General features: G+C 57.2%; 19 protein-coding genes. 5 read left to right on the forward strand and 14 right to left on the reverse strand.

From position 1 onward, the window contains the following. Nucleotides 1-26: 26 nt before the first annotated feature. Both ABH899_RS21865 and ABH899_RS21870 read right to left on the reverse strand, forming a co-directional pair. Nucleotides 27-911 carry a carbohydrate ABC transporter permease gene (locus tag ABH899_RS21865; RefSeq protein WP_218231510.1) on the reverse strand — a complete coding sequence of 295 codons (885 nt, stop codon included), beginning with the start codon at nucleotides 909-911 and terminating at the stop codon, nucleotides 27-29. Next, the gene (locus ABH899_RS21870) at nucleotides 908-1,801 is read right to left on the reverse strand and encodes a carbohydrate ABC transporter permease (RefSeq protein WP_370000543.1); all 894 of its coding nucleotides are present in this window, start codon (nucleotides 1,799-1,801) and stop codon (nucleotides 908-910) included. Before ABH899_RS21870 ends, ABH899_RS21865 begins: the two co-directional genes overlap by 4 nt. A 417-nt stretch (nucleotides 1,802-2,218) precedes the next feature. Between ABH899_RS21870 and ABH899_RS21875 the strand changes: the two genes are divergently transcribed. Both ABH899_RS21875 and ABH899_RS21880 read left to right on the forward strand, forming a co-directional pair. Next, complete coding sequence (locus tag ABH899_RS21875) at nucleotides 2,219-2,407, forward strand: hypothetical protein (RefSeq protein ID WP_326054579.1); 189 nt, start codon at nucleotides 2,219-2,221, stop codon at nucleotides 2,405-2,407. Nucleotides 2,408-2,501: 94 nt separating this feature from the next. Continuing rightward, nucleotides 2,502-3,116: a superoxide dismutase gene (locus tag ABH899_RS21880; RefSeq protein ID WP_009676925.1), complete on the forward strand. Its 615-nt coding sequence runs from the start codon at nucleotides 2,502-2,504 to the stop codon at nucleotides 3,114-3,116. Between the two features lie 385 nt (nucleotides 3,117-3,501). On the opposite strand, the gene mutY is transcribed toward ABH899_RS21880, so the two are convergent. Continuing rightward, nucleotides 3,502-4,863 carry an A/G-specific adenine glycosylase gene (gene mutY, locus ABH899_RS21885; RefSeq protein WP_370000872.1) on the reverse strand — a complete coding sequence of 454 codons (1,362 nt, stop codon included), beginning with the start codon at nucleotides 4,861-4,863 and terminating at the stop codon, nucleotides 3,502-3,504. 296 nt (nucleotides 4,864-5,159) lie between these two features. Here mutY and ABH899_RS21890 point away from each other — a divergent pair, with 296 nt between their 5' ends. Then, the gene (locus ABH899_RS21890) at nucleotides 5,160-5,714 is read left to right on the forward strand and encodes a hypothetical protein (protein WP_370000546.1); all 555 of its coding nucleotides are present in this window, start codon (nucleotides 5,160-5,162) and stop codon (nucleotides 5,712-5,714) included. Between the two features lie 607 nt (nucleotides 5,715-6,321). Here ABH899_RS21890 and acpS read toward each other — a convergent pair. The 9 genes from acpS to ABH899_RS21940 form a co-directional block, all read right to left on the reverse strand. Next, nucleotides 6,322-6,708, reverse strand: a complete 387-nt coding sequence (gene acpS, locus ABH899_RS21895; protein ID WP_370000548.1) for a holo-ACP synthase — start codon at nucleotides 6,706-6,708, stop codon at nucleotides 6,322-6,324. A gap of 413 nt (nucleotides 6,709-7,121) precedes the next feature. Continuing rightward, the gene (gene nadE / locus ABH899_RS21900; protein ID WP_370000550.1) at nucleotides 7,122-7,931 is read right to left on the reverse strand and encodes an ammonia-dependent NAD(+) synthetase; all 810 of its coding nucleotides are present in this window, start codon (nucleotides 7,929-7,931) and stop codon (nucleotides 7,122-7,124) included. Between the two features lie 131 nt (nucleotides 7,932-8,062). Then, nucleotides 8,063-10,324, reverse strand: a complete 2,262-nt coding sequence (locus tag ABH899_RS21910) for a glycosyl hydrolase family 18 protein (RefSeq protein WP_483312623.1) — start codon at nucleotides 10,322-10,324, stop codon at nucleotides 8,063-8,065. Nucleotides 10,325-10,812: 488 nt separating this feature from the next. After that, nucleotides 10,813-11,247 carry a BrxA/BrxB family bacilliredoxin gene (locus tag ABH899_RS21915; protein ID WP_009676320.1) on the reverse strand — a complete coding sequence of 145 codons (435 nt, stop codon included), beginning with the start codon at nucleotides 11,245-11,247 and terminating at the stop codon, nucleotides 10,813-10,815. Nucleotides 11,248-11,372: 125 nt separating this feature from the next. Continuing rightward, a complete protein-coding gene (locus ABH899_RS21920) occupies nucleotides 11,373-11,501 on the reverse strand; it encodes a hypothetical protein (protein WP_370000553.1) in 129 nt (42 codons plus the stop codon). 270 nt (nucleotides 11,502-11,771) lie between these two features. Continuing rightward, nucleotides 11,772-12,470, reverse strand: a complete 699-nt coding sequence (locus ABH899_RS21925) for a PspA/IM30 family protein (RefSeq protein ID WP_009676348.1) — start codon at nucleotides 12,468-12,470, stop codon at nucleotides 11,772-11,774. Nucleotides 12,471-12,472: 2 nt separating this feature from the next. Continuing rightward, the gene (locus ABH899_RS21930; protein ID WP_009676341.1) at nucleotides 12,473-12,988 is read right to left on the reverse strand and encodes a PspC domain-containing protein; all 516 of its coding nucleotides are present in this window, start codon (nucleotides 12,986-12,988) and stop codon (nucleotides 12,473-12,475) included. Nucleotides 12,989-12,991: 3 nt separating this feature from the next. After that, nucleotides 12,992-13,654, reverse strand: coding sequence for a PspA/IM30 family protein (locus tag ABH899_RS21935; RefSeq protein ID WP_370000555.1), 663 nt, complete (start codon nucleotides 13,652-13,654; stop codon nucleotides 12,992-12,994). Between the two features lie 35 nt (nucleotides 13,655-13,689). Next, nucleotides 13,690-13,983: a LiaF transmembrane domain-containing protein gene (locus tag ABH899_RS21940; protein ID WP_009676300.1), complete on the reverse strand. Its 294-nt coding sequence runs from the start codon at nucleotides 13,981-13,983 to the stop codon at nucleotides 13,690-13,692. Nucleotides 13,984-14,209: 226 nt separating this feature from the next. Between ABH899_RS21940 and ABH899_RS21945 the strand changes: the two genes are divergently transcribed. Both ABH899_RS21945 and ABH899_RS21950 read left to right on the forward strand, forming a co-directional pair. Continuing rightward, the gene (locus ABH899_RS21945; RefSeq protein WP_370000558.1) at nucleotides 14,210-15,277 is read left to right on the forward strand and encodes a metallophosphoesterase family protein; all 1,068 of its coding nucleotides are present in this window, start codon (nucleotides 14,210-14,212) and stop codon (nucleotides 15,275-15,277) included. 234 nt (nucleotides 15,278-15,511) lie between these two features. Further along, nucleotides 15,512-16,786 carry a BaiN/RdsA family NAD(P)/FAD-dependent oxidoreductase gene (locus ABH899_RS21950; RefSeq protein WP_370000560.1) on the forward strand — a complete coding sequence of 425 codons (1,275 nt, stop codon included), beginning with the start codon at nucleotides 15,512-15,514 and terminating at the stop codon, nucleotides 16,784-16,786. 537 nt (nucleotides 16,787-17,323) lie between these two features. Here ABH899_RS21950 and ABH899_RS21955 read toward each other — a convergent pair. Together ABH899_RS21955 and ABH899_RS21960 are read right to left on the reverse strand one after the other, a co-directional pair. Beyond that, entirely contained in the window at nucleotides 17,324-17,806 is a 483-nt protein-coding gene (locus ABH899_RS21955) for a hypothetical protein (RefSeq protein ID WP_370000562.1), read from the reverse strand. 109 nt (nucleotides 17,807-17,915) lie between these two features. After that, the gene (locus tag ABH899_RS21960; RefSeq protein WP_370000564.1) at nucleotides 17,916-19,136 is read right to left on the reverse strand and encodes an ABC transporter permease; all 1,221 of its coding nucleotides are present in this window, start codon (nucleotides 19,134-19,136) and stop codon (nucleotides 17,916-17,918) included. Nucleotides 19,137-19,146 lie beyond the last annotated feature (10 nt).

Below are 19,146 nucleotides of genomic sequence, written 5' to 3' on the forward strand. Positions count from 1 at the left end.
GTAGACCTCCTTATTGTTTCCCTCTCTTATTTCACACCCGTCAGCACGATGCTCTGTACGAAATAACGCTGCGCGACGGAGAATAAAACCAGAATCGGTACCAGCGCCAGCAGAGATGCGGCCATAACGACGTTCCAGGAAGGAGGGCGCGTGGTCGAGGACACCATGCCGGCCATACCTATCGGCAGAGTGAACTTCTCGGTCGAGTTCAGATAAAGCACCTGCCCGAGCAGGTCGTTCCAGCTCCAGATGAAGGAGAAGATGGCGACGGTCGCCAGGGCCGGGCCCGACAGCGGAAGGGCGATGCTCCACCACTGGCGGAGCTCCGAGCAGCCGTCGACTTTGGCCGCTTCGAAAAGCTCGTTGCTCAGGGAGGTATAGAACTGCCTGAGCAGGAATATAAAATAGGCGGAGCCTAGAAAGGCCGGAACGATCAGCGGCAGGAACGTATCGATCCAGCCGAGTTCCTTGAACAGGATGAACTGCGGGATCATGACGGCCGGGTAAGGCAGCATCATCGTGGCCAGCAGAAAAGCGAACAGGGCGTCCTTGCCCTTCGCCCGGTACCGCGAAAAACCGTAGGCGACCAGAGCGGAGGAAAGCACCGTGCCGATCACCGTCATAATGCCGATGAGCAGGCTGTTCTGATACCAGTTGAGAAAATCGAGCTCGAACAATTTCTTGAAGTTTTCCGTCACGAATTTATCCGGCAGGATCGTCGGTGGGAATCTCAGCGATTCCGCCCGCGTTTTGAAAGCCGTGGACAGCATGTGAACCGACGGCAGAATCATCAAGACCGACAGGACGATCAGCATGGCGAAGACGAACCAGTCGAACCATGTTCTGCGCCCAGCCTTCAGCCTGGAAGGTTTATAGGCCCTCGCGGGCTGTGTAGGAACCGTGCTGCTCAAACTCCGTCTCCCCCTTCGTAATGAACGAATCGTTTAGAGCCTTTCATAATAAGCAGGGCAAGGACCATGACGACGATCAGCAGCAGCCAGGCCATCGCGGAAGCATAGCCCATTTTGAAATTCTTGAAGGCGTTCTGATACAGGTAATACACGTAGAACATCGTCGAATAGTTCGGTCCGCCCTTGGTCATGATGAACGCTTGGGTAAAGACCTGGAAAGACTCGATCAGACCCATAATCAGCTGAAAAAGGAACACGGGCGAGATCATCGGCAGCGTAATGTGCCAGAAAGAGCGGAGGCGCGTTACGCCGTCCAGTTCGGCCGCTTCGTACAGACTTGGCGGCACGCTTTGCAGACCGGCCAGGAAGATGACCATTCCCCCGCCTACCGTCCACAGCGACATGAGCACGAGAGCGAAGATGGCCCACTTCTCGTCAAACAGCCAAAGCGGCCCGGGCAGCCCCAGCAGGCTGAGCCCCTGATTGAGAAGCCCGCTCTGCGGATTGAAAATCCACATCCAGATCAGAGCCATGGCCACACCCGATATCATGCTCGGGAAATACATGACCGTCCGGAAAAAACCTTTGAACGGGATCTTCTGATTGAGCAGGAGCGCGAAAAGAAGCGAAAGCCCGAGCTGGATCGGAACGCTCAGCAGCGTATACCGCACGGTAGCCCAGATGGAAATCCAGAAGATATCATCGTGGAACAAATCGACGTAGTTCTGAAAACCGATCCATTTCGGGGGATTTACGATGTCATACTCGGTAAAACTGTAGTAAGCTGATGATACGATGGGATACAGGGCGAACAGAACAGCTCCGATCAGCCAGGGTGAAATGAAGATGTAAAACCAGAGCGTTTGGTGCCTTGCCGTTTTGGTTCTCATGGCATCCTTCCTTCCGAAAGTTAAAACGCTTTAATTTTAGTCCAAAAATAAAAGGCATGATTTCCATGTAAACCGATTCGGATTTCTGGATATTACGCCCATTTTTCAGCCTAAAACCTCGCAAACCACTTCAAATTCCTTTTCTGTCATCCGTGTCAGCTTGTTCTCGAAAATTAAAAGGGTTTAACTTTTATAAATTTAAGATAAACGCTTTCATGCCGGGTGTCAATCCCTTATTTGCTTTTGCAAGCAAAAATGTATAGCGCTTACAAATCATACGGTAAAGAAAAACGTTGTCCTTTCCGGTTCTTCTAAACCTCACCCCCGTCTTCTTCACATCTTCCCGGCGCCTTCTTGCAGAAAATTTCTGATAATAACTCCGGTTTCCGGTCATTCTTAATAAAAGGAGGTGAAAAAATGGCACAGCAGGAAAGACGGCATCTGCACGAACTGAGTTCACTGGACGCTTCCGCCTGGGATGAAGAAGAATTATCTTATCACCATTCGGTGATGAGCGAGCTGTCTCCCTGGCTCAACGCACAGGGTACGGCTATACACGCGCAGGTCATCCGGGAGATTGAAAGAAGGCGGGAGAATACGGTCTAACCGACTTAATATACATAAATGTTGATTTACTATCAAAAATCGTCTTATAATAAACAGGTAAGTGTTAACATATCGCTTAGGAGGTATTCAAATCATGGCACATCAATTACCGGCTCTACCTTATCCGAATAACGCACTGGAACCGCACATCGACGCAACAACGATGGAAATTCACCACGACCGTCATCACAACACATACGTAACGAACCTGAACGCGGCACTTGAAGGCCATGCCGACCTTCAGAACAAATCCCTGGAAGATCTGATCAGCGATCTGAACAGCATTCCGGAAGCGATCCGCACTGCAGTACGCAACAACGGCGGCGGACACGCCAACCACTCCCTCTTCTGGGAAACCATCGCTCCTAACGCCGGCGGTCAGCCTACCGGCGCTTTGGCTCAAGCTATCGACAGCGAGCTGGGCGGTTTCGATAAATTCAAAGAAGATTTCGCCAAAGCGGCTACTACCCGTTTCGGCAGCGGCTGGGCATGGCTTGCGCTCGGTAAAGACGGCCAACTGAAAGTATACAGCCTTCCTAACCAAGACAGCCCGCTCTTCGAAGGCGACACTCCGCTTCTCGGACTGGACGTATGGGAGCACGCTTACTACCTGAAATACCAAAACAAACGCCCGGACTATATCTCCGCTTTCTGGAACGTTGTTAACTGGGATGCCGTTAACAAGCGTTACGAAGCCGCTAAGAAATAATTCCGGTATACGCAAGACGCCCTCCCGGGCGATAAGCCTGGGAGGGCGTCTTTTTTATATGGGGCTGTATGTGTCTAGAAGAATGTGTCTAGAAGAATGTGTTTATGGAAATGTGTCTATGGGAATGTGTTTATAAGGGATAAAGAATCTGCCCTTTCCGGGTAGGTGCACGTTCTTCGTGCTTGCTCGGCCCGGGAGCGGGACATACGGCGCAAGGGAGAACCGGCTGCCGGCGAGCGTGATCCTTCCGAACAGATCCAGCAGCGAATGCGATGCCTAGCTAACGGCCGAGGCGCTGAAGGAGCTGCGAAGGAACGGTTTAGAGCCCTTGTCGCGCTTTACGTCCCGGTGATACGCCTTTAGACGGCAGCCCGGGCGGCCGGGTCTACTTCCCGGCCCATACGCCCTGTTCCTCCGCGTACATCTTCAAGACGCGCAGGAACACGTTCGGGAACGCGTAGCGCTCCAGCTCCTCCGGCGACATCCAGCGGTAGCGATAAGGCAGCTGCCCCGCGGGAGCGCCTCCCTGGCCGCCGAGCCGGCACCGGTACACCTTCATGTCCCAGTAGAGATGGCTGAAGGTGTGGTTCGTGTCGGCGATCCAGCCCTGCGGGAGCACGTCCACGTGCTCCTCCTCGGCCAGCGCGATGCGCAGATGCTCCATGCTGTGCGCATCGCCCGGCCAAGCTGCGGGAGCCTCGCTCCCCGCAGCGGCGGCTTTGCCGCGGCGGCCCCGCTTCGCCGGCGCTTCCGGCCCGGCGGCCGCGCTGCCGACGGCAGGCTGTGCCTCCGCCGACCGGTCCGCGCCGGCGGAAGATGCGGCGGCTTCATCCGCCGCCGCGAGAAGCAGCCCCGGCCCGCCCTCGGGGCCGGGAGGTTCCGCTGCCGCGAGGGAGCCGCGGGCGCCGCCTGAGGCGGCCGCCGGCAGCTCTACGTGCGGCAGCTCCCACATGCGGGCGAGGAGGCCCTCCTGGGGCCGCTGGCGGATAAGTATCCGCCCCGCGTTCTCGCCCTCGCCCTCGATCAGGGCCACAAGCCGCCGCTCCGGTTTCGGCGGCTTGGCCTTGCTCTTCACCGGCAGGGTCTCTTCCCTGCCGGCCAGCCTGCCCGAGCAGTGGTCCATGACCGGGCAGGTCAGGCACTGCGGCGAGCGCGGGGTGCAGACCATGGCGCCGAGTTCCATCAGCGCCTGGTTGAAGTCCCCCGCGGAGCCTTCGGGGATGAGATCGCGGGCCAGCCGCTCCATCCCCACTCTTGCGGCGGGCTTCGCGATATCGTCCTCGATGAGGAAGTAGCGCGAAAGCACCCGCATGACGTTGCCGTCGACAGCGGGCTCCGGCTTGTTGTACGCGATGCTGAGAATCGCGCCTGACGTATACGGGCCTACCCCTCTGAGGGAGGAGATGTCCTCCTTCGTGTCCGGCACGATGCCCCCGTAACGCTCGTGAACCTCGCGTACGGCCTGCTGGAGGTTTCTCGCGCGGGAATAGTAGCCGAGCCCTTCCCACGCTTTCAGAACCTCATCCTCCGGGGCTACGGCCAAAGCCTCTACCGTCGGAAACAAATCGACGAACCGGTGGAAATACGGTATCACCGTGTCCACTCTCGTCTGCTGGAGCATAACTTCCGAAATCCAGATATAATAAGGGTTGCGGCTGCGTCTCCACGGGAGATCGCGGCGATGTATCAAATACCACGCCAACAAATTGGCGGAGAAAAATCGTTTTTGTTCCGTCGGGTATTCCACCGGCGGTGTTTTATCCGTTTTGGATGCCGATTTTGTTTTCTTCGGCTTTTCCGGAACTTGTCCCTCTTCAGCCGGTACCGGCTGATTGCGTTCCTGCTGCCGTTCAAGCTCTGCCACCTGGATTCCCTCTCCTCTCCGGGGCTCACGTTTTGAACACCCACAACCTTTTATTATAAAGCAAAAGAGGGGAGGATGGAACTGTCCGGCCTTTGCTTGTTTTTGCGGGCTGAATTGGGTATTCTTGTCGTATTCGGACTTTTTCGGATGATTGGATTCGGGAACGGAGGTTGTACAAAATGAAAGAAGCCCGAACGGCACCCGGCAGACCGGCCGTGATTCCTTCCGGCTTTCGCTGGCTCGCGCCTTATCTGGCTGTATGGGGCATTCAGGGAGTCGTCGCGGCGGCGGTCGATTTCTTTCAAGAATGGGTCGATTTAGACTGGCTCGCGCAGGGAATATTCGCGGCGGCCGTGCTTGCCAGCATCGTGATCTGGGTAAAAATGCGCCGCAAAGCCGGCGCCGCGCGCGAAGGCTCCATTTCCCTCATTATGCTCGCCTTCCCCGCCGTTATGCTGATCGGCGCCGTAGCCGTGCTCGAATATGTGCAGGCGGTCGGCCCTTATTTCGTCGCGCTTCTGAGGGCGTTCCTGCTCTCGGTCGTTTTCGTCCTGCTCGGAGCGGCCGCCGACCGCCGGCTTTTCTGGCTCGGTCTGTGGCTCTTCGCGCTTACGATCGTGATGGCCCTCTGGTATTTGGGCTACTCCGGCGTCATTTTGCAGGGGATGAGCGGCCTCAGCCTGCTCGTTTGCGCCTGGTCCCTGACAAGGCCGCTGGCGCCTGTGACGGGATAGCGCCGCAAGTTTTTTTGCGGCCGCCTGTCTCACAGGCTCTGCCTCACGTGCCAAGCTCTCCGCTTGGCCGTAGGCCCGGCTCAGACGGTTTTCCATCTTTGAGCCGCGGCTCCCGGAGCGTGGTGGTGCGCGCTCGCCTCGCTTACGTCAGCCAACCGCACGGCCCTCTGGGTACAGAATCAGGCAGCTCGGACAGCTTCGGAAACGGGCTGTCTTTTTTTGCGCGGGGGGAGTTTACAAAACACCCAGCCTTTTGTGCAGCGCTGCATCGGCCCACTTTGGCAGCGCACACGGGCTGCACCCAGGAGGGCGCCAGATTGTAGCTCTCCGGTTCGTTTGCCGTTCTACAGCTCTCCTTTTCGCTTGCTGTTCTATAGCAGTCCCTTTCGCTTACCGTTCGCGTTTGACCGCGACTGCGGACTTTCATTTACCCTTCGCGTTTTATCCTCCGAATGCCGGCTTACCCTGTACGCCTTCTTGGCACTTCCGCTTGATGGCGATTCGCCGCATACCTGACGTGCGCTATTGAGCAGGCCCGCTCATCTTCCGATGCGCCTTCATAACGCCCCGTAACCGTGAGTGTATCCGCCTTCCGGCCTTTTCCGGGCTAAGGCCGCTCGACAACCGCGTAGGCCGCCGCCATCGTATCCGTGTGCGTAATGCTCAAATGAATGACAACGTCCTGTCCGAGCCCCAGCCTTTGCCTCGTCCTCTCGGATAGGAAACAATGGGGCTTGCCCGACTCGTCCGGAAGGACGCTGACGTCATGAAAACCCGCCTGGCGGCCGATTCCGCATCCCAACGCTTTGACCACGGCCTCTTTCGCGGCAAAACGCCCTGCCGTAAACTCGGCAAGCCTGCCTTTTTTCCCGGCTGCAAGCTGCTGTTCTTCTTCGGTTAAAATTCTCCGCATGAACCGATCTCCGCTCTCTTCCCGCAGCAATCCTGCTACACGGGCGATATCAACCATGTCCATTCCGATTCCGATAATCATGTGTACGCCTCCGTTACTCATCCTTTTTTTCCGTTTCGTTCACCTTGCCTGATTGTGGCATGGCCATTCCACGAGGTCAAGCCTGGACGCGCCTTCTATATGCAAAGATAAAACAGTCAGCCTGCACATCCAGCCGTACCGTACTGTTCCGCTCCGGGCATTGGCTACGCTTCGCCTGACCGCTCCCTCGGACGGCAGGATCTGTATTAATTACGGCTCTGGCTGATCAGTGCGCAGTTTACCGCGCTCCGGAAAAAGAGGAAACGGAATTCCCCTGCCGTCCTCCGGTAAAATCGCAGCACTGGCATACACAAAAGAAGCGAAAGAGCTCCGCTCCTCCGCTTCTTTATCTTTTTTCCCGAAAAAGAACATGTCTCCGAATGCCAGGCATGTTTCCGCCTGAACGCTCGGATTTAAATACCGGGAATGCTGTTGCGCTTATGTCTCGTTTTCATATAATGCTTCTCGAGTTTTTCCGCGGCGCCCGGATCGATCGCTTTGCCTTCCAGATAGTCGCTGTTGTCCTCGTAGCTGACTCCAAGTTCCTTCTCGTCTGTCTGTCCTTCCCACAGTCCGGCAGTCGGAGCTTTATGCAGCACACTGTCCGGAACGCCCAGTTCGGCCGCCAGAGCGCGTACTTGACGTTTGTTGAGAGAGCTGAGAGGAGTGATATCGACGGCGCCGTCGCCCCACTTCGTAAAGAAGCCCGTAATCGCCTCGGAAGCATGATCCGTACCGACGACGAGCAGGTTCATTTCGAAAGCGATGGCATACTGCACGACCATCCGTGTTCTCGCCTTCACGTTGCCCTTGCCTTCTTTACTCATATGGCGGGAGTCGCCCGCATTTTTCAGACCGAACTCGACTTCGAGCGCGATCTCGTTCACCGCTTCTTCGATATTGGTTTCCATGCGGTATTTGAGGTTGAACGCTTCTGCCGTCGCGTAGCTGTCATGAATATCCTCTTGTGTCCCGTACGGCTGGAAGACGCCGACTGTCTTATACTCTTTGCCGCTCTCTTCCGTCAGCTCGTCCGTCGCTATTTTGCACAAACCGGCGGCAACGGCGCTGTCGATGCCCCCGCTGATGGCAATCAGCAGACCGGATACGCCAGCCGATTTTACATACTGCTTCAGGAAATCTACGCGTCTGCGGATTTCTTCCTGAACGTCGATCTGCGGTTTAACGCCAAGTTCTTTGATAATTTCCTGCTGCAGGCTCATTAAAAAAATCCTCCTTCTCCACACCTAAGGTTTGAACTTATCTTACCACAAAGAAAACCGCCCCAACCACCAAAAGGATGGCCGGGACGGTTTTTCATGTCAGATTACCTCACTTCAAAATCCGCAGCGGATTAGCTGCCTGTTACCACAATGTTCGTCGGTTGGGCTTTGACAAGTCCCGCGCCTCCGAAAGTAACGGTAGCTCCGGGCTGAAGCGTGTTGTTCCAGCCTGCGCCTTTGATCACGAAATGGTTATTGGCGGAACTGACAATGGATGCATCCCAGACGGATGTGATGCTTCCCGCATAGTCGAATTCCAACTTCCAGTTCGTGATCGGGGTCGTTCCCGTGTTCTTGATGGAGAAACTGAAGTTGTAGCCCGTTCCCCAATCGCTCGTTACCGTGAAGGTCGGCTGAACTGGAGAGCCCGGGTTCGTCGCTGGGTCCGTGGTAACCGTGACGGAAGCCGGAGCGGATATGTTGCCCGCCGCATCCTTGGCTTTGACCGTGAACGTATAGGCTGTGTTCGGTGTAAGATCGGTCACGTTGAGGCTTGTCGCCGTCGTGGAGACGGTCTTCGCGCCGTATGTGACGTCATAGCCCGTAACGCCTACGTTATCCGTCGCCGCTGTCCAGCTAAGAGCTGCGCTGGTCGATGTTTTACCGGTAGAGACGAGGTTCGTGACCGCTGTCGGAGCTTGCGTATCCGGGGTTGTCGTTCCGCCGTCCGTCGTGACGGTTACGGAAGCCGGTGCGGATACGTTGCCTGCCGCGTCTTTCGCTTTTACGGTGAACGTATAAGCGGTATTTGCCGTCAGGCCCGTGATGTTGGCGGTGGTTCCCGTCACATTGACTTTCGTCGTGCCGTAGGACACTTCGTATCCTGCTACGCCCACGTTATCCGTCGCGGCCGTCCAGCTCAAGGTTACGCTGGTCGATGTTTTGCCCGTGGAAACCAGATTCGTAACCGCTGTCGGAGCCTGTGTATCCGGTATTACTGGGCTCAGAAGATCGGCGGCTACTTTATCGAGCAGCTTGGTGGTGCAGGAGAATTTCGGGCTCGTGCGGCAGTCGGAGCTGGTTTCCCAGAACATCGCGCCGGCCAGGCCTTTGCTTTTGATGTAAGCCGTTTTGGCGGCAATGGATTGCGTGTCTTCATAGGAGATGAACGTGCCGCTCGTCGGGTTGAACAGATAAGGCGTTTTGGTCGTGTCGTTCCAGTAGCGGGTGAAGCCGTTCTTGTTCACATAGTTGGCCATGATGTCGCCGTAATCGAACGTGCCGCTGTTTCCGGACGCCCAGTCGTCCCAAGTACCGGTCGGCAGAACGCTGCCGTCCCAGCCCCCTACGCAGGTCTGGTACTGGCCGTCATTGTTCGGACCCGGAGGGCAGCCCTTCCAGCCCTTGCCGTAGAAAGGAAGACCGAGCACCAGCTTGTTGGCCGGAACGCCCGACTGAAAGTAAATGTCGATCGCGTCGCTCGTGTTGAACTTCTTGATTTCGCCCGTGGACGGATCGTTCGGATCCGGATAAAGCGCCGCGTTATGGTTGGTCGACTTTTCCCAGCCGCCGTGGAAATCGTACGTCATGATGTTGATCCAATCGACGGTTTTGGCGATCTCGGACAGCTCCGTGTTGTTCGCATACTTCTGGCTGGCGCCGGATGCGATGGTCAAGAGGTATTTCTTGCCGTCAGCAGTTCCGGCCGCGTCCAATTTCTCGCGGACTTTTTTGAGCAGAAGCGTGTAGTTCTGCTTATCCGCAGGGCTGTAGGTGTTGCCGGACAGGCCGCCCGCTACGGGATACTCCCAGTCCAGATCCACACCGTCAAAACCGTACGTGCGGATAAACTCGACAGCGGAATTGGCGAAAGTTTCGCGCGTAGTCGCGTTGGCCGCCACATCGGAGAAACGGTTGGACCAAGTCCATCCGCCCACGGAGATGAGCGTTTTGAGCGACGGGTTCTTTTTCTTGAGGTCACGCAGACCCGCAAAGTTGCCGCAAAGCGCCTTCTGGTCGCACTCCTCGTACGAGTAGCCGGCGTACGGCGTATTTACGTCCGCCCACGGCTCTCCAAGCACAATCGTTCCGTTAGGGACGGATTTGGATTGCAGAGGCACATGTGAATCCGTACAAGACCACGTCTGCTTGTTAGGGCTGTCGGTCGAATTGTTGCCGTGCACCCCGCCCCAGCAAATGTCCGCAAAGGCATAATTCAAATGAGTCAATTTGGAGCCGTCGATATCTTTAACTTGATAATTGCGGCCGTAAATCCCCCAGGAGGTAAAATACCCGACGATTTTGGCCGGTTCGGCCGCAGAAGCCCTGCCCGCGCCCGTGTTGAACAGAGGGAGCAGCGCCAGCAGAAGCGCAAAGAAACCCAGCCAGGTCATTTTAATTTTTTTGTTGCTTTTCATTTATTTCCCTTCTTCCTCGTTTGAGTGGACGATCTTTTCGATCTTTAGTAAACGCTTTCAAAAAACCTCCTTTTGCTTGCTTCATTCCGCCGCTTTGTAATCAGCGTCCTGCCGCCGTTTATACTTGCGCCGCTCATCCCGACTTTTATCCGCTCAATCACCTCCTCCGGGCCACATGAAAAAATCATGCCCGCTTCCGGATTCAGCTGTTCGTTTTACACTCACGTCCACGGACGTTTCCCGATCCCCACATCTTGGAAACGCTCTCTTTATATTAAAACTTTACTCAATTCCTCCGGGCCGGGCTATAGTCTGATATGCTCAACGTGTTAGGGCCATATGACTAATTTAAGCCGTACGCCGCGCGAAGCCCTCCCGGGGACAAGAAAAAAGCCCCCGCTTCCGTCCAAAGACGGCCGCAGGAGCTTGCTTTATTGAGAACGGACCGGTTAACGGCCTCGTTCTTATTTGCAGTACTTTTCGAAGGCATCCGTCAGATCGCCGGCAATCATGTCGGCGGAACGGTCTTCGATTTGGTGGCGCTGGATAAAATGCACCAGTTGGCCGTCTTTAAACAGCGCGATCGAAGGCGACGAAGGCGGATAAGGCGCCAGATATTCGCGGGCTTTAGCCGTCGCTTCTTTCTCCTGACCGGCGAAAACGGTGTACAGGTGATCCGGCTTCACTTCGTTCTGCAGAGCTTTGGCAACGCCTGGACGGCATTGGCCCGCCGCGCAGCCGCAAACGGAGTTGATAACGAGCAGCAGCGTTCCTTCCGAATTCTCCAGCGTTTCCGCTGCCTGCTCGGGCGTCAGAAGTTCCTTCACGCCGATGCGGGTCAGATCCTCACGCATTGGTTGTACCATGTCTCTCATATATGAGTCAAAAGACATCACCATAATCGGTTCACTCCCCTGTGATCAATGTCATGGACATTTTCTTTTCCATTCCATTATACAATCGGGGGAAAAGAAAGCAAAGGGGCTGTATAAGATCCATGGCGTCCGCAAGACCCTAAATGCCGCTACGTCGCGGGAAAATTCGGCCCGTTCAGTTTTTTGTCGACGCCGCCGGATTCGGACGGGGTGCTTTTGCGTTGTTTATTTTCTTTTTCGTGAATATCCTGCTCTTTGGAATTGTTGGATTTAGCCATTCGAGGTTCATCTCCTTTCTTTTCCGTAGTATGCGCACCGCGTTGGAGGGCAATTCGCTCTTGTCACCTGCGGAGCCGCGTCGCATGATTGGTCAATCAACCAGGGAGCGGACAGAAAAAAAGCCTCCGGAGTCCGATCTCCGAAGGCAAGGTCAGGTATAGCTGCAAGAGGTGCCGCTTATTGCGGCAAGAACCGGCCGGAGGCGGCGCGGAATTCCTGCTCTGAATTCCGGCGCCTGCCGGTCAGTCATAAGGCTTCTGCGAAGCCGATTACTTCTCGGCTTTCGTACCGCCGATTTTGTTCTTCAACTGCTGGAGCTGCTCGTCGACTTTGGCCTGCTTGGCGGAATCGGACGGATTGTAGCTCGACACGCTGCTGTAACCGGACGCCGGTACGTAAGGCTTGCGGGCGATTTCCGCTTCCACTTCCAGCTGGATGATTTTCTCTTCGATGCGCTGGAAACCTCTAGAGGCATTTCCGCTTTCGATCACGCCGTTATAGCTCACTTGCGCCATTTGTTTTTTCGCTTTGGCCAGCTGAGTGCGGGCCACAAGCTCATTGCGCTTGTTGCGCAGCTTGTAATACTCGTCTTTCATGTCGTGAAGCTGCTGAGTCAGTTCAGACGCATGACCTTTGGAAGCTTCGTGAAGATCGGTATACTCGGCGATTTTCTCGTCGTGGTACAGTTTTTCCTCAAGCGCTTGGCGTGCCGCTTGCTCCTCGCCGTCTTTCAGCGCGGCTGCCGCTCTGCCTTCACGGTCGGCGGACAGGCGTACGCTTTCTTCCAGGCGCTGTTTCAGCTTGCGCTCGTTGGCGATTTGCTTCGCCACGGTCACTTCCGCTTTCGCGATTTCTTCTTCCATGTCGCGGATATACTGGTTGAGCATAACGACCGGATCTTCGACTTTATCCAATACCTCGTGAATAGACGCCTTAGTCATATCTTTAATTCTCGAAAAAACTCCCATGTTTATACATCTCCTTTGGAATCGTTATTAGTTGGTTTTTGTTGCTTTTCCAAGCGGTCGAGTTTGCCGCGAAGCTCTTCGATTTCGCGCTGCATCGCTTTTTTCTCGATATCTTTCATCATTTCATCAATATTGTCAGCCTTCGGCGCTCCGAAAGAGGAGCCTGCGGCGGACTGCTGTCTGCCGTGTTTAGCCTCTTTGCCGTTCCAGCCGTTGTAAGCCTGGTTGCCGCCGTAAGAGCCGCCGTAGTTATTGTTGTTGGCGTTGCCGTAAGGACCGTAGGAGTCTCCGCCGTACGGACCCGGTCCGTAAGGACCGCGCGGTGGGTCGAAGCCCGGTTCCTTCGGAACGATAAAGCTGGCGATGAAGTAAAGCAGGATCAGCGAACCGCTGGTGATGAACACCGCGACGACTGTGAGCAGCCGCAGCAGGGTTGCATCGACGTTCAACACTTCCGCAAGTCCGCCGCAAAGTCCCGTTACTTTCTTGTCGGTGCGCGAGCGGTATAGTTTTCTCATGTATTATGACTCCTCCCGGTTAATCTTGCGGCGCAGCGCCTCAAGCTCCTTCTCTAAAACCGGATTCGAGTTCTCGGAGCCGCCCTCCCGGGTTGTACGGCGCAGGTCGCGAAGGACGTGTGCCTGCATCTCCATATCGGATACGTGCTCTTCCATCCGGTAAAACATGCGGGGCGACGAGGAACCGTCTCCGTAACCCAGGCGCGAGTTCAGCCGCTGCTGCAGCCTCGCCGACTCCATGCGGGCCATGTAGTAGCCCCGCTTGTCGAGCACTTCCTGGTAATCGGCGCGCATGGCCTGAAGCTCTTCTTCCAGCTCGGCGGCCGACTGTCCGGCCTGCTCGTAGAGGCCGCGGTACTGGTCGCTGCGCTCTTCGGCCTGAAGCTTCTCGTGAAGGATCAGGCGGGCCATATTCTCTTCGCCCGCTTTCAGGGCGAGTGCGGCCTGCTGCTCGCGTTTCTCTTTCGTTTCCAGTGCACTTAAGTATTGTTGTCTCAGCGAGGAAGCATGCGCCGTACACTGTTGATACAAACGCTCGCTTTGCATGAGCTGCTCTCTCTTGGCCGAGAGATATTGGTCGATCAGGCGAATGGGATCTTCGCTTTCTTCCAGCCGCTCGTTCAGCGTTGCTACCGTTATATCACGAATTCGTTTCAGAATGCTCATTGTATTTACCACCTTCTTTTATCAGCGTCTTGGGCTTAGGAATTGGACGTGCCTTTCAGCATCGATACACCGAACGCGATCATGGCGACAGCGATCAGGATAATGAACAATGTCGTCATTTTGCCTAGAAGGGCGAAGATACCGAGGAGGGCGATTACCCATCCCAGCTTGCTGCCTCTCTGAATCCCGAAGTAGCCGACCACGATCATGCCGATCGGAATCAGGTAACTCATAATCGGACCCAGGTGAATGCCCAGTTTGCCGAGAATCAGCCAGGCTCCGAATGCGATCAGCACGATCGCCAGGCCCATGTTAGGATTGCGTTTCATCTTTTTGCGTCACCGCCTTTCGTTGTCGTTGTCTTATGTCTTTATTCTAGTCGACAGCGGCATTCGCCAAAACGGACTCGCGGCGGTTTTTGGTCCTGGACCTAAGTCGGGGCCGATATCCGACCTCAGGATAACCGGGCTCCGGCCCGGGTCGTACGCATAAAAAACAGGCGGCAAGGAACACTAACCCAAATGATCCTGACAATGGAGACGGAGGTGTAGTGCCGTGAAACATTTTCAGCGTGCCGCCGCGGTTTTTCTGGCCTGCTGCACAGCCGTCTGCCTTCTGCCGCCGGGCCGGCAGACGGTGCCTGCGGCAGAAGCTTTGCTTGCCGCAGCGCCACCGCAGCACTCCGGGCAGCAAGCCGGAGCCGGAGCGGACGGCGGACGGACGGCTTCCCCGTTAGAGACGCCCCGGGCGCTGCTGACGTTCTCCGTGCTGAGCGACATTCACATCGAGGCGCACGACAAACTGTCGCAGGATCTCCTGCGGACGGCTTTACTGGATCATGCGGCTCTAGCGCCGGACAGCGGCATGATGGTGCTGAACGGCGACTTGACCGACGGCAATCCGGCGGACTACAACGCGCTGGCAGCGGTGCTGAACGCCATGCCCCATCCGCCTCTTCATGCGACAATGGGCAATCACGAGTATTACCGGATGTGGCGTACGCCGTTCGGCTCTATCGATACGAGCCGGCTCAATCCGTTCTGGTCCACACGCGAGGCGGTCGGATTGTTCACGCGCTGCTTCGGCTACGAGAAGCCTTACCATGCGGCGGAGATGGCCGGATACACGTTCATCTTCCTCAGCGGAGAAGGCTACCGGGACGTCGTCAAAGATGCCCGGGAGGACGCTTACTTGTCGGCGGAGCAGATGAACTGGCTCGGCGGGCGCTTGTCCGAGGCTTCCCGGACGCACCCCGGCAGGCCGGTCTTCGTCTTCCTGCACCAGCCTCTTGTCCATACGCTGAAAGGCTCCGGGCAGGAGCGGGGCGTAACGGACTATAAGGCGTTCCGCCGCGTAATGACGGAGTATCCGCAGGCCGTTCTTTTCTCCGGCCACTCCCATTACGACTGGAGTCTTGGCGGTCAGGCAGTCCCGACCGGCTTTCTCTCCATCGGATCCTCCTCGGTCCGGAAAGTGCTTGATTTCCATCAAAAGCCGGTAAAACCGGCTAAGAGCGAGAGTCTTCTTGTCCAGGTATATCCGGACAAGCTGGTCATCCGGGTCCGGGAGCATTACAGCCGGTCGTGGATCGGTACCTACGTTCACGAACTGCCCCCATCCTGAGCTGCCATTTTAAGCTGACCTATATAATAAGAAAAGAGAGAAAGCTGGACGGTCTCTTCGTTCCCCGGCTCGCCGCGGAGACTGCGACGGTTCGCCCCTTCCCTGATCTCCCGCCGGTCCCTTCCAATTTGGCCTCCATACACCCTTCCAAGGCGCGATCCCTACCGGTTTGAAAAGCGGACGATCCGTGATATGATCGAATAAAATTCGAAGGTTCAGGGAGTTTACAACTACATGATTTACGATGTCATTATTATCGGCGGCGGTTCGGCGGGTCTTATGGCCGGCGTCGCCGCAAGCGCGGACGGAGCCAGCGTGCTTCTGTTGGACAAAGGCGACAAATTGGGCCGGAAGCTCGGAATTTCGGGCGGCGGACGCTGCAACGTCACAAATAATAAGGAAATGGACGAACTCATCCGGCACATTCCCGGCAACGGCCGTTTTTTATACAGCGCCTTCTCTCATTTCAACAACCAGGATATTATCGCTTTCTTTGAAAATCTCGGCATCCGGCTGAAAGAGGAAGACAACGGGCGCATGTTCCCCGTTTCCGATAAAGCCAAAACCGTCGTAGATACGCTGATCCGCCAAGTGCGCGGCCAAGGCGTAACCATCCGGACCCACTGCTCCGTAGACCGCGTGCTTTACGAGGACGGGCGGACGACCGGCGTGCGGCTGCAAACCGGGGAAACGCTGCGGGGCAAATGCGTGATCGTCGCTTCCGGCGGCAAGTCCGTGCCTCACACGGGTTCGACGGGCGACGGCTATGCTTGGGCGGAGGCGGCCGGTCATACCATTACCGAGCTTTTCCCTACGGAAGTGCCGCTCACTTCGGCTGAGCCTTTTATCAAAAACCGGGAGCTGCAGGGCTTGTCGCTGCGCAATGCGGCGCTTACCGTATGGAACGCCAAGGGCAAGAAGCTGATTACCCATCAAGGCGATATGATTTTTACGCATTTCGGGATCTCGGGCCCCATCTCGCTGCGCTGCAGCCAGTTCGTCGTCAAGGAACTCCGCAAGTCGCAGAAGGACAGCGTCGAGCTCACTATCGACCTGTTCCCCGATCAGAGTACGGAGGAAGTGTTCGAACAGACGCTGGCGCTCGCCGCGGCCGAACCGAAACGGGCGATCAAGAACGTGCTGAAGGGCGCCGTCTCCGAGCGTCTCGTTCCCCTGCTGCTCCGGAAAGCGGAGCTGGACGAAGCGCTCACCCACGCCAACCTGCCCAAGCAGAACTGGATGGAGCTGAGCAAGCTCCTGAAAGCTTTCCCTCTCCGCGTTAACGGAACCTTGTCGATCGAGGAAGCCTTCGTCACCGGCGGAGGCGTGAACTTGAAAGAAATCGATCCCAAAACGATGGAATCCAAGCTGACGGAGGGCCTGTTTTTTTGCGGCGAGGTTCTGGATATTCACGGGTATACGGGCGGCTACAACATTACGGCGGCTTTCGCCACGGGCTATACGGCGGGCAAGCATGCGGCTATGCGGGCGGAGGAAGTGACTGTTTAAGAGACGGGACTGCGGCATAAGGAATAAGGAATCGCCGTTAACCGGCTGCGATGGGGCACGAAAAGCGGAGAAAATCGGACGTACGGTGCCGTTCCATTCGTCACCCATGAGTCTTTCGGGAATCGAGAAGGACTTCCGGCAGCTTATTCTCTTGCGGGCTGCCGATGGAAGCAGGAAGCTGCCTCCCTGTAAAATGCAGCCTGTTTCCGCGCAAAGCGGGTGCTTCGAAGCCGCCCGCCAGGCCGGATGACATCGCACAGCCAAGCGCTGAACAAACGGGACAGGACACTACCGCCCCGTCTAAACCAAAAAAACCAACTCCTCCTTCCGGAGAGGCTGGTTTTTTTGTCGTTCTGGCGAAAGGAGTTCAGGCTGCCGCGGATCGGCTGTATTCCTGCCGGTATCCGCTGCCGCTGAATAACAACAGGAGGACGAGACCATGCAGCGACCATCCTCATGGGGCGCTCCGCCTCTGTTATGCGCCAAGAACTCGCGGGGCGTCCGGCGGACAGCCGGGACCCGCAGGGCAGCTCCGTCTCATAAATGAATCCCGGCCGAGAACCGGTCCAGATCGTCGTCGGACGGGTCAAACTGCCGCTGCGGCTCCTCGTACGAGCCGTCGGTATCCGCACCCGCCGCACCGGTAAAAGCGTCCGGAACGCTGCCGATTCCGTTCCCATTATGCACAGCAGCCAGGGTCCCTTCCGGCGCGTCCTCCTCCGGATCCTGGATCAAGTGAGCGGGGATCCGGATCGTGTCGAGATCGTACGCCGCTGCATAAGCCTGCGGTTCGCTGTAACTGACCTCGGCGGCAGGCGGCGCGTCGATCAGCTCACCCGCGTGGGCCTGGGCGATCTGCATGGCGGAAGCAAGGTCTTGCCCTTCCACATGGATGTGCAGCGTAGACTTCCCTTCCGAAGCATTGACGCCCGGCCGGTAGCCCAGCTCAAACAACGTATCATAAGCAAGCCGCATATCCCGTTCCTGCGGAAATTCGAAAAATATCGGTGTGTCGCTCATAAGGCATCCTTTCCGGTGCTGTCAGATCCGCCGTGCGCTCTTCCTACCGAGCTTTCTACCCGGGACGCACGCTTGCCGGTCGCCCTTAGTGTTCGCCAAACCCTGGCGTTTAATACCAGATGGTCACCAGAAAAGCGGCCGCATACGCGGCGGGCACGGAAAGCACAAGAGCGGCAATCCCCAGCGGCAGCGAGATGCTGCCGCCCGCGACAAGCCCGATCAGCGCGAGTCCGGGCACGGCCAGAGCGAACGACGCTTTGCGGAGCGCCTCCTGCTTGCTGATTTCGCTCCACGCGAACATGCGGAAGAAGGAAGCGCCCAGCGTTTCCCGCGCGACCGACTTCATCCAGTAGGCCAGCACGAAAGCGGCGACGGCCCACAGGACGACGTGCATCGGACCGGGAAGCCGCCATGCGGCGAACGCGAGCACAGCCGTCAACTGGGCGTACAGCTTCCACTGGCCGGGCCGGCGGAGGACCGATTTGACGAGCGAATCGGCCAGAACCGCCGAAGCGCCCGTCCCGCGGACCACCCGCTGCGAGCGGCCCAGCACCAGCGGAGCCCGGCGCTGCCGCGGCTTCTTGCCCTCGACGATGCCGCGGAGCATCAGGGAGGCGAGCTTCAGCCTCGCCTCCCGCTCCCGCTGCACGTCGGGGTAGAACGCTCCCGCCGCCCGCAGACGGCGGCGGCTGAGCGGAACCGCGGCCGCAAGCAGGAGCGGCGCGGCGAGATAGCCCGCGGCAGCACCCGCCAGAATCAACTGTACGCAGGCCCAGTAGATGAGAAAGCCTGCCGCGAACAGCACGATGGAAGCGGCCACGCGCTTCCATCCCGCCCAGGCGAGCGCCGCAAGCTGGCGCAGCAGGCCCAGGTTGACCTTGGCCGCGTAGACGGCCAGGAACAGGGCCGCAAGCTTCAGCGCGCCGCCCGAGCCTTCCGCGCGCAGCAGGGGCAGCAGAGCGCCGGCCAGCAGGGCCGTCGTCAGCGCCTGCAGCGCAAGCGAGTACAGGAGCCCGCGGCGCTTGATCGCGGGCATCCAGCCTTCGCTGCGCACGAGGAAGAGCTGGTCCGCTTCCTCGATGAAGAAGCGGACGGTGCCGGACCAGGCGAACAGATACAAGAAAACGGCGACCAGCGATGCCGGGATATAGCCGAACCATTCGGGCGGCGTCCGCCACCACGCCGAATAATAAATGAAGGCGAAGATCAGGGCCGGAACGATTAGATACACGGCCACCGTCCAGTCTACCGCCGTACGCAGAATGCGGTACTGGTAGGTCCAGTCATCGAGCAGCCTTCGCTTGAATAATTTTGCCGGTGTCATGTTCATCTTCTCCCCC

The organism is Paenibacillus sp. RC84 (assembly GCF_041260495.1).
In the GTDB taxonomy this organism is placed as follows: Bacteria; Bacillota; Bacilli; order Paenibacillales; family NBRC-103111; genus Paenibacillus_F.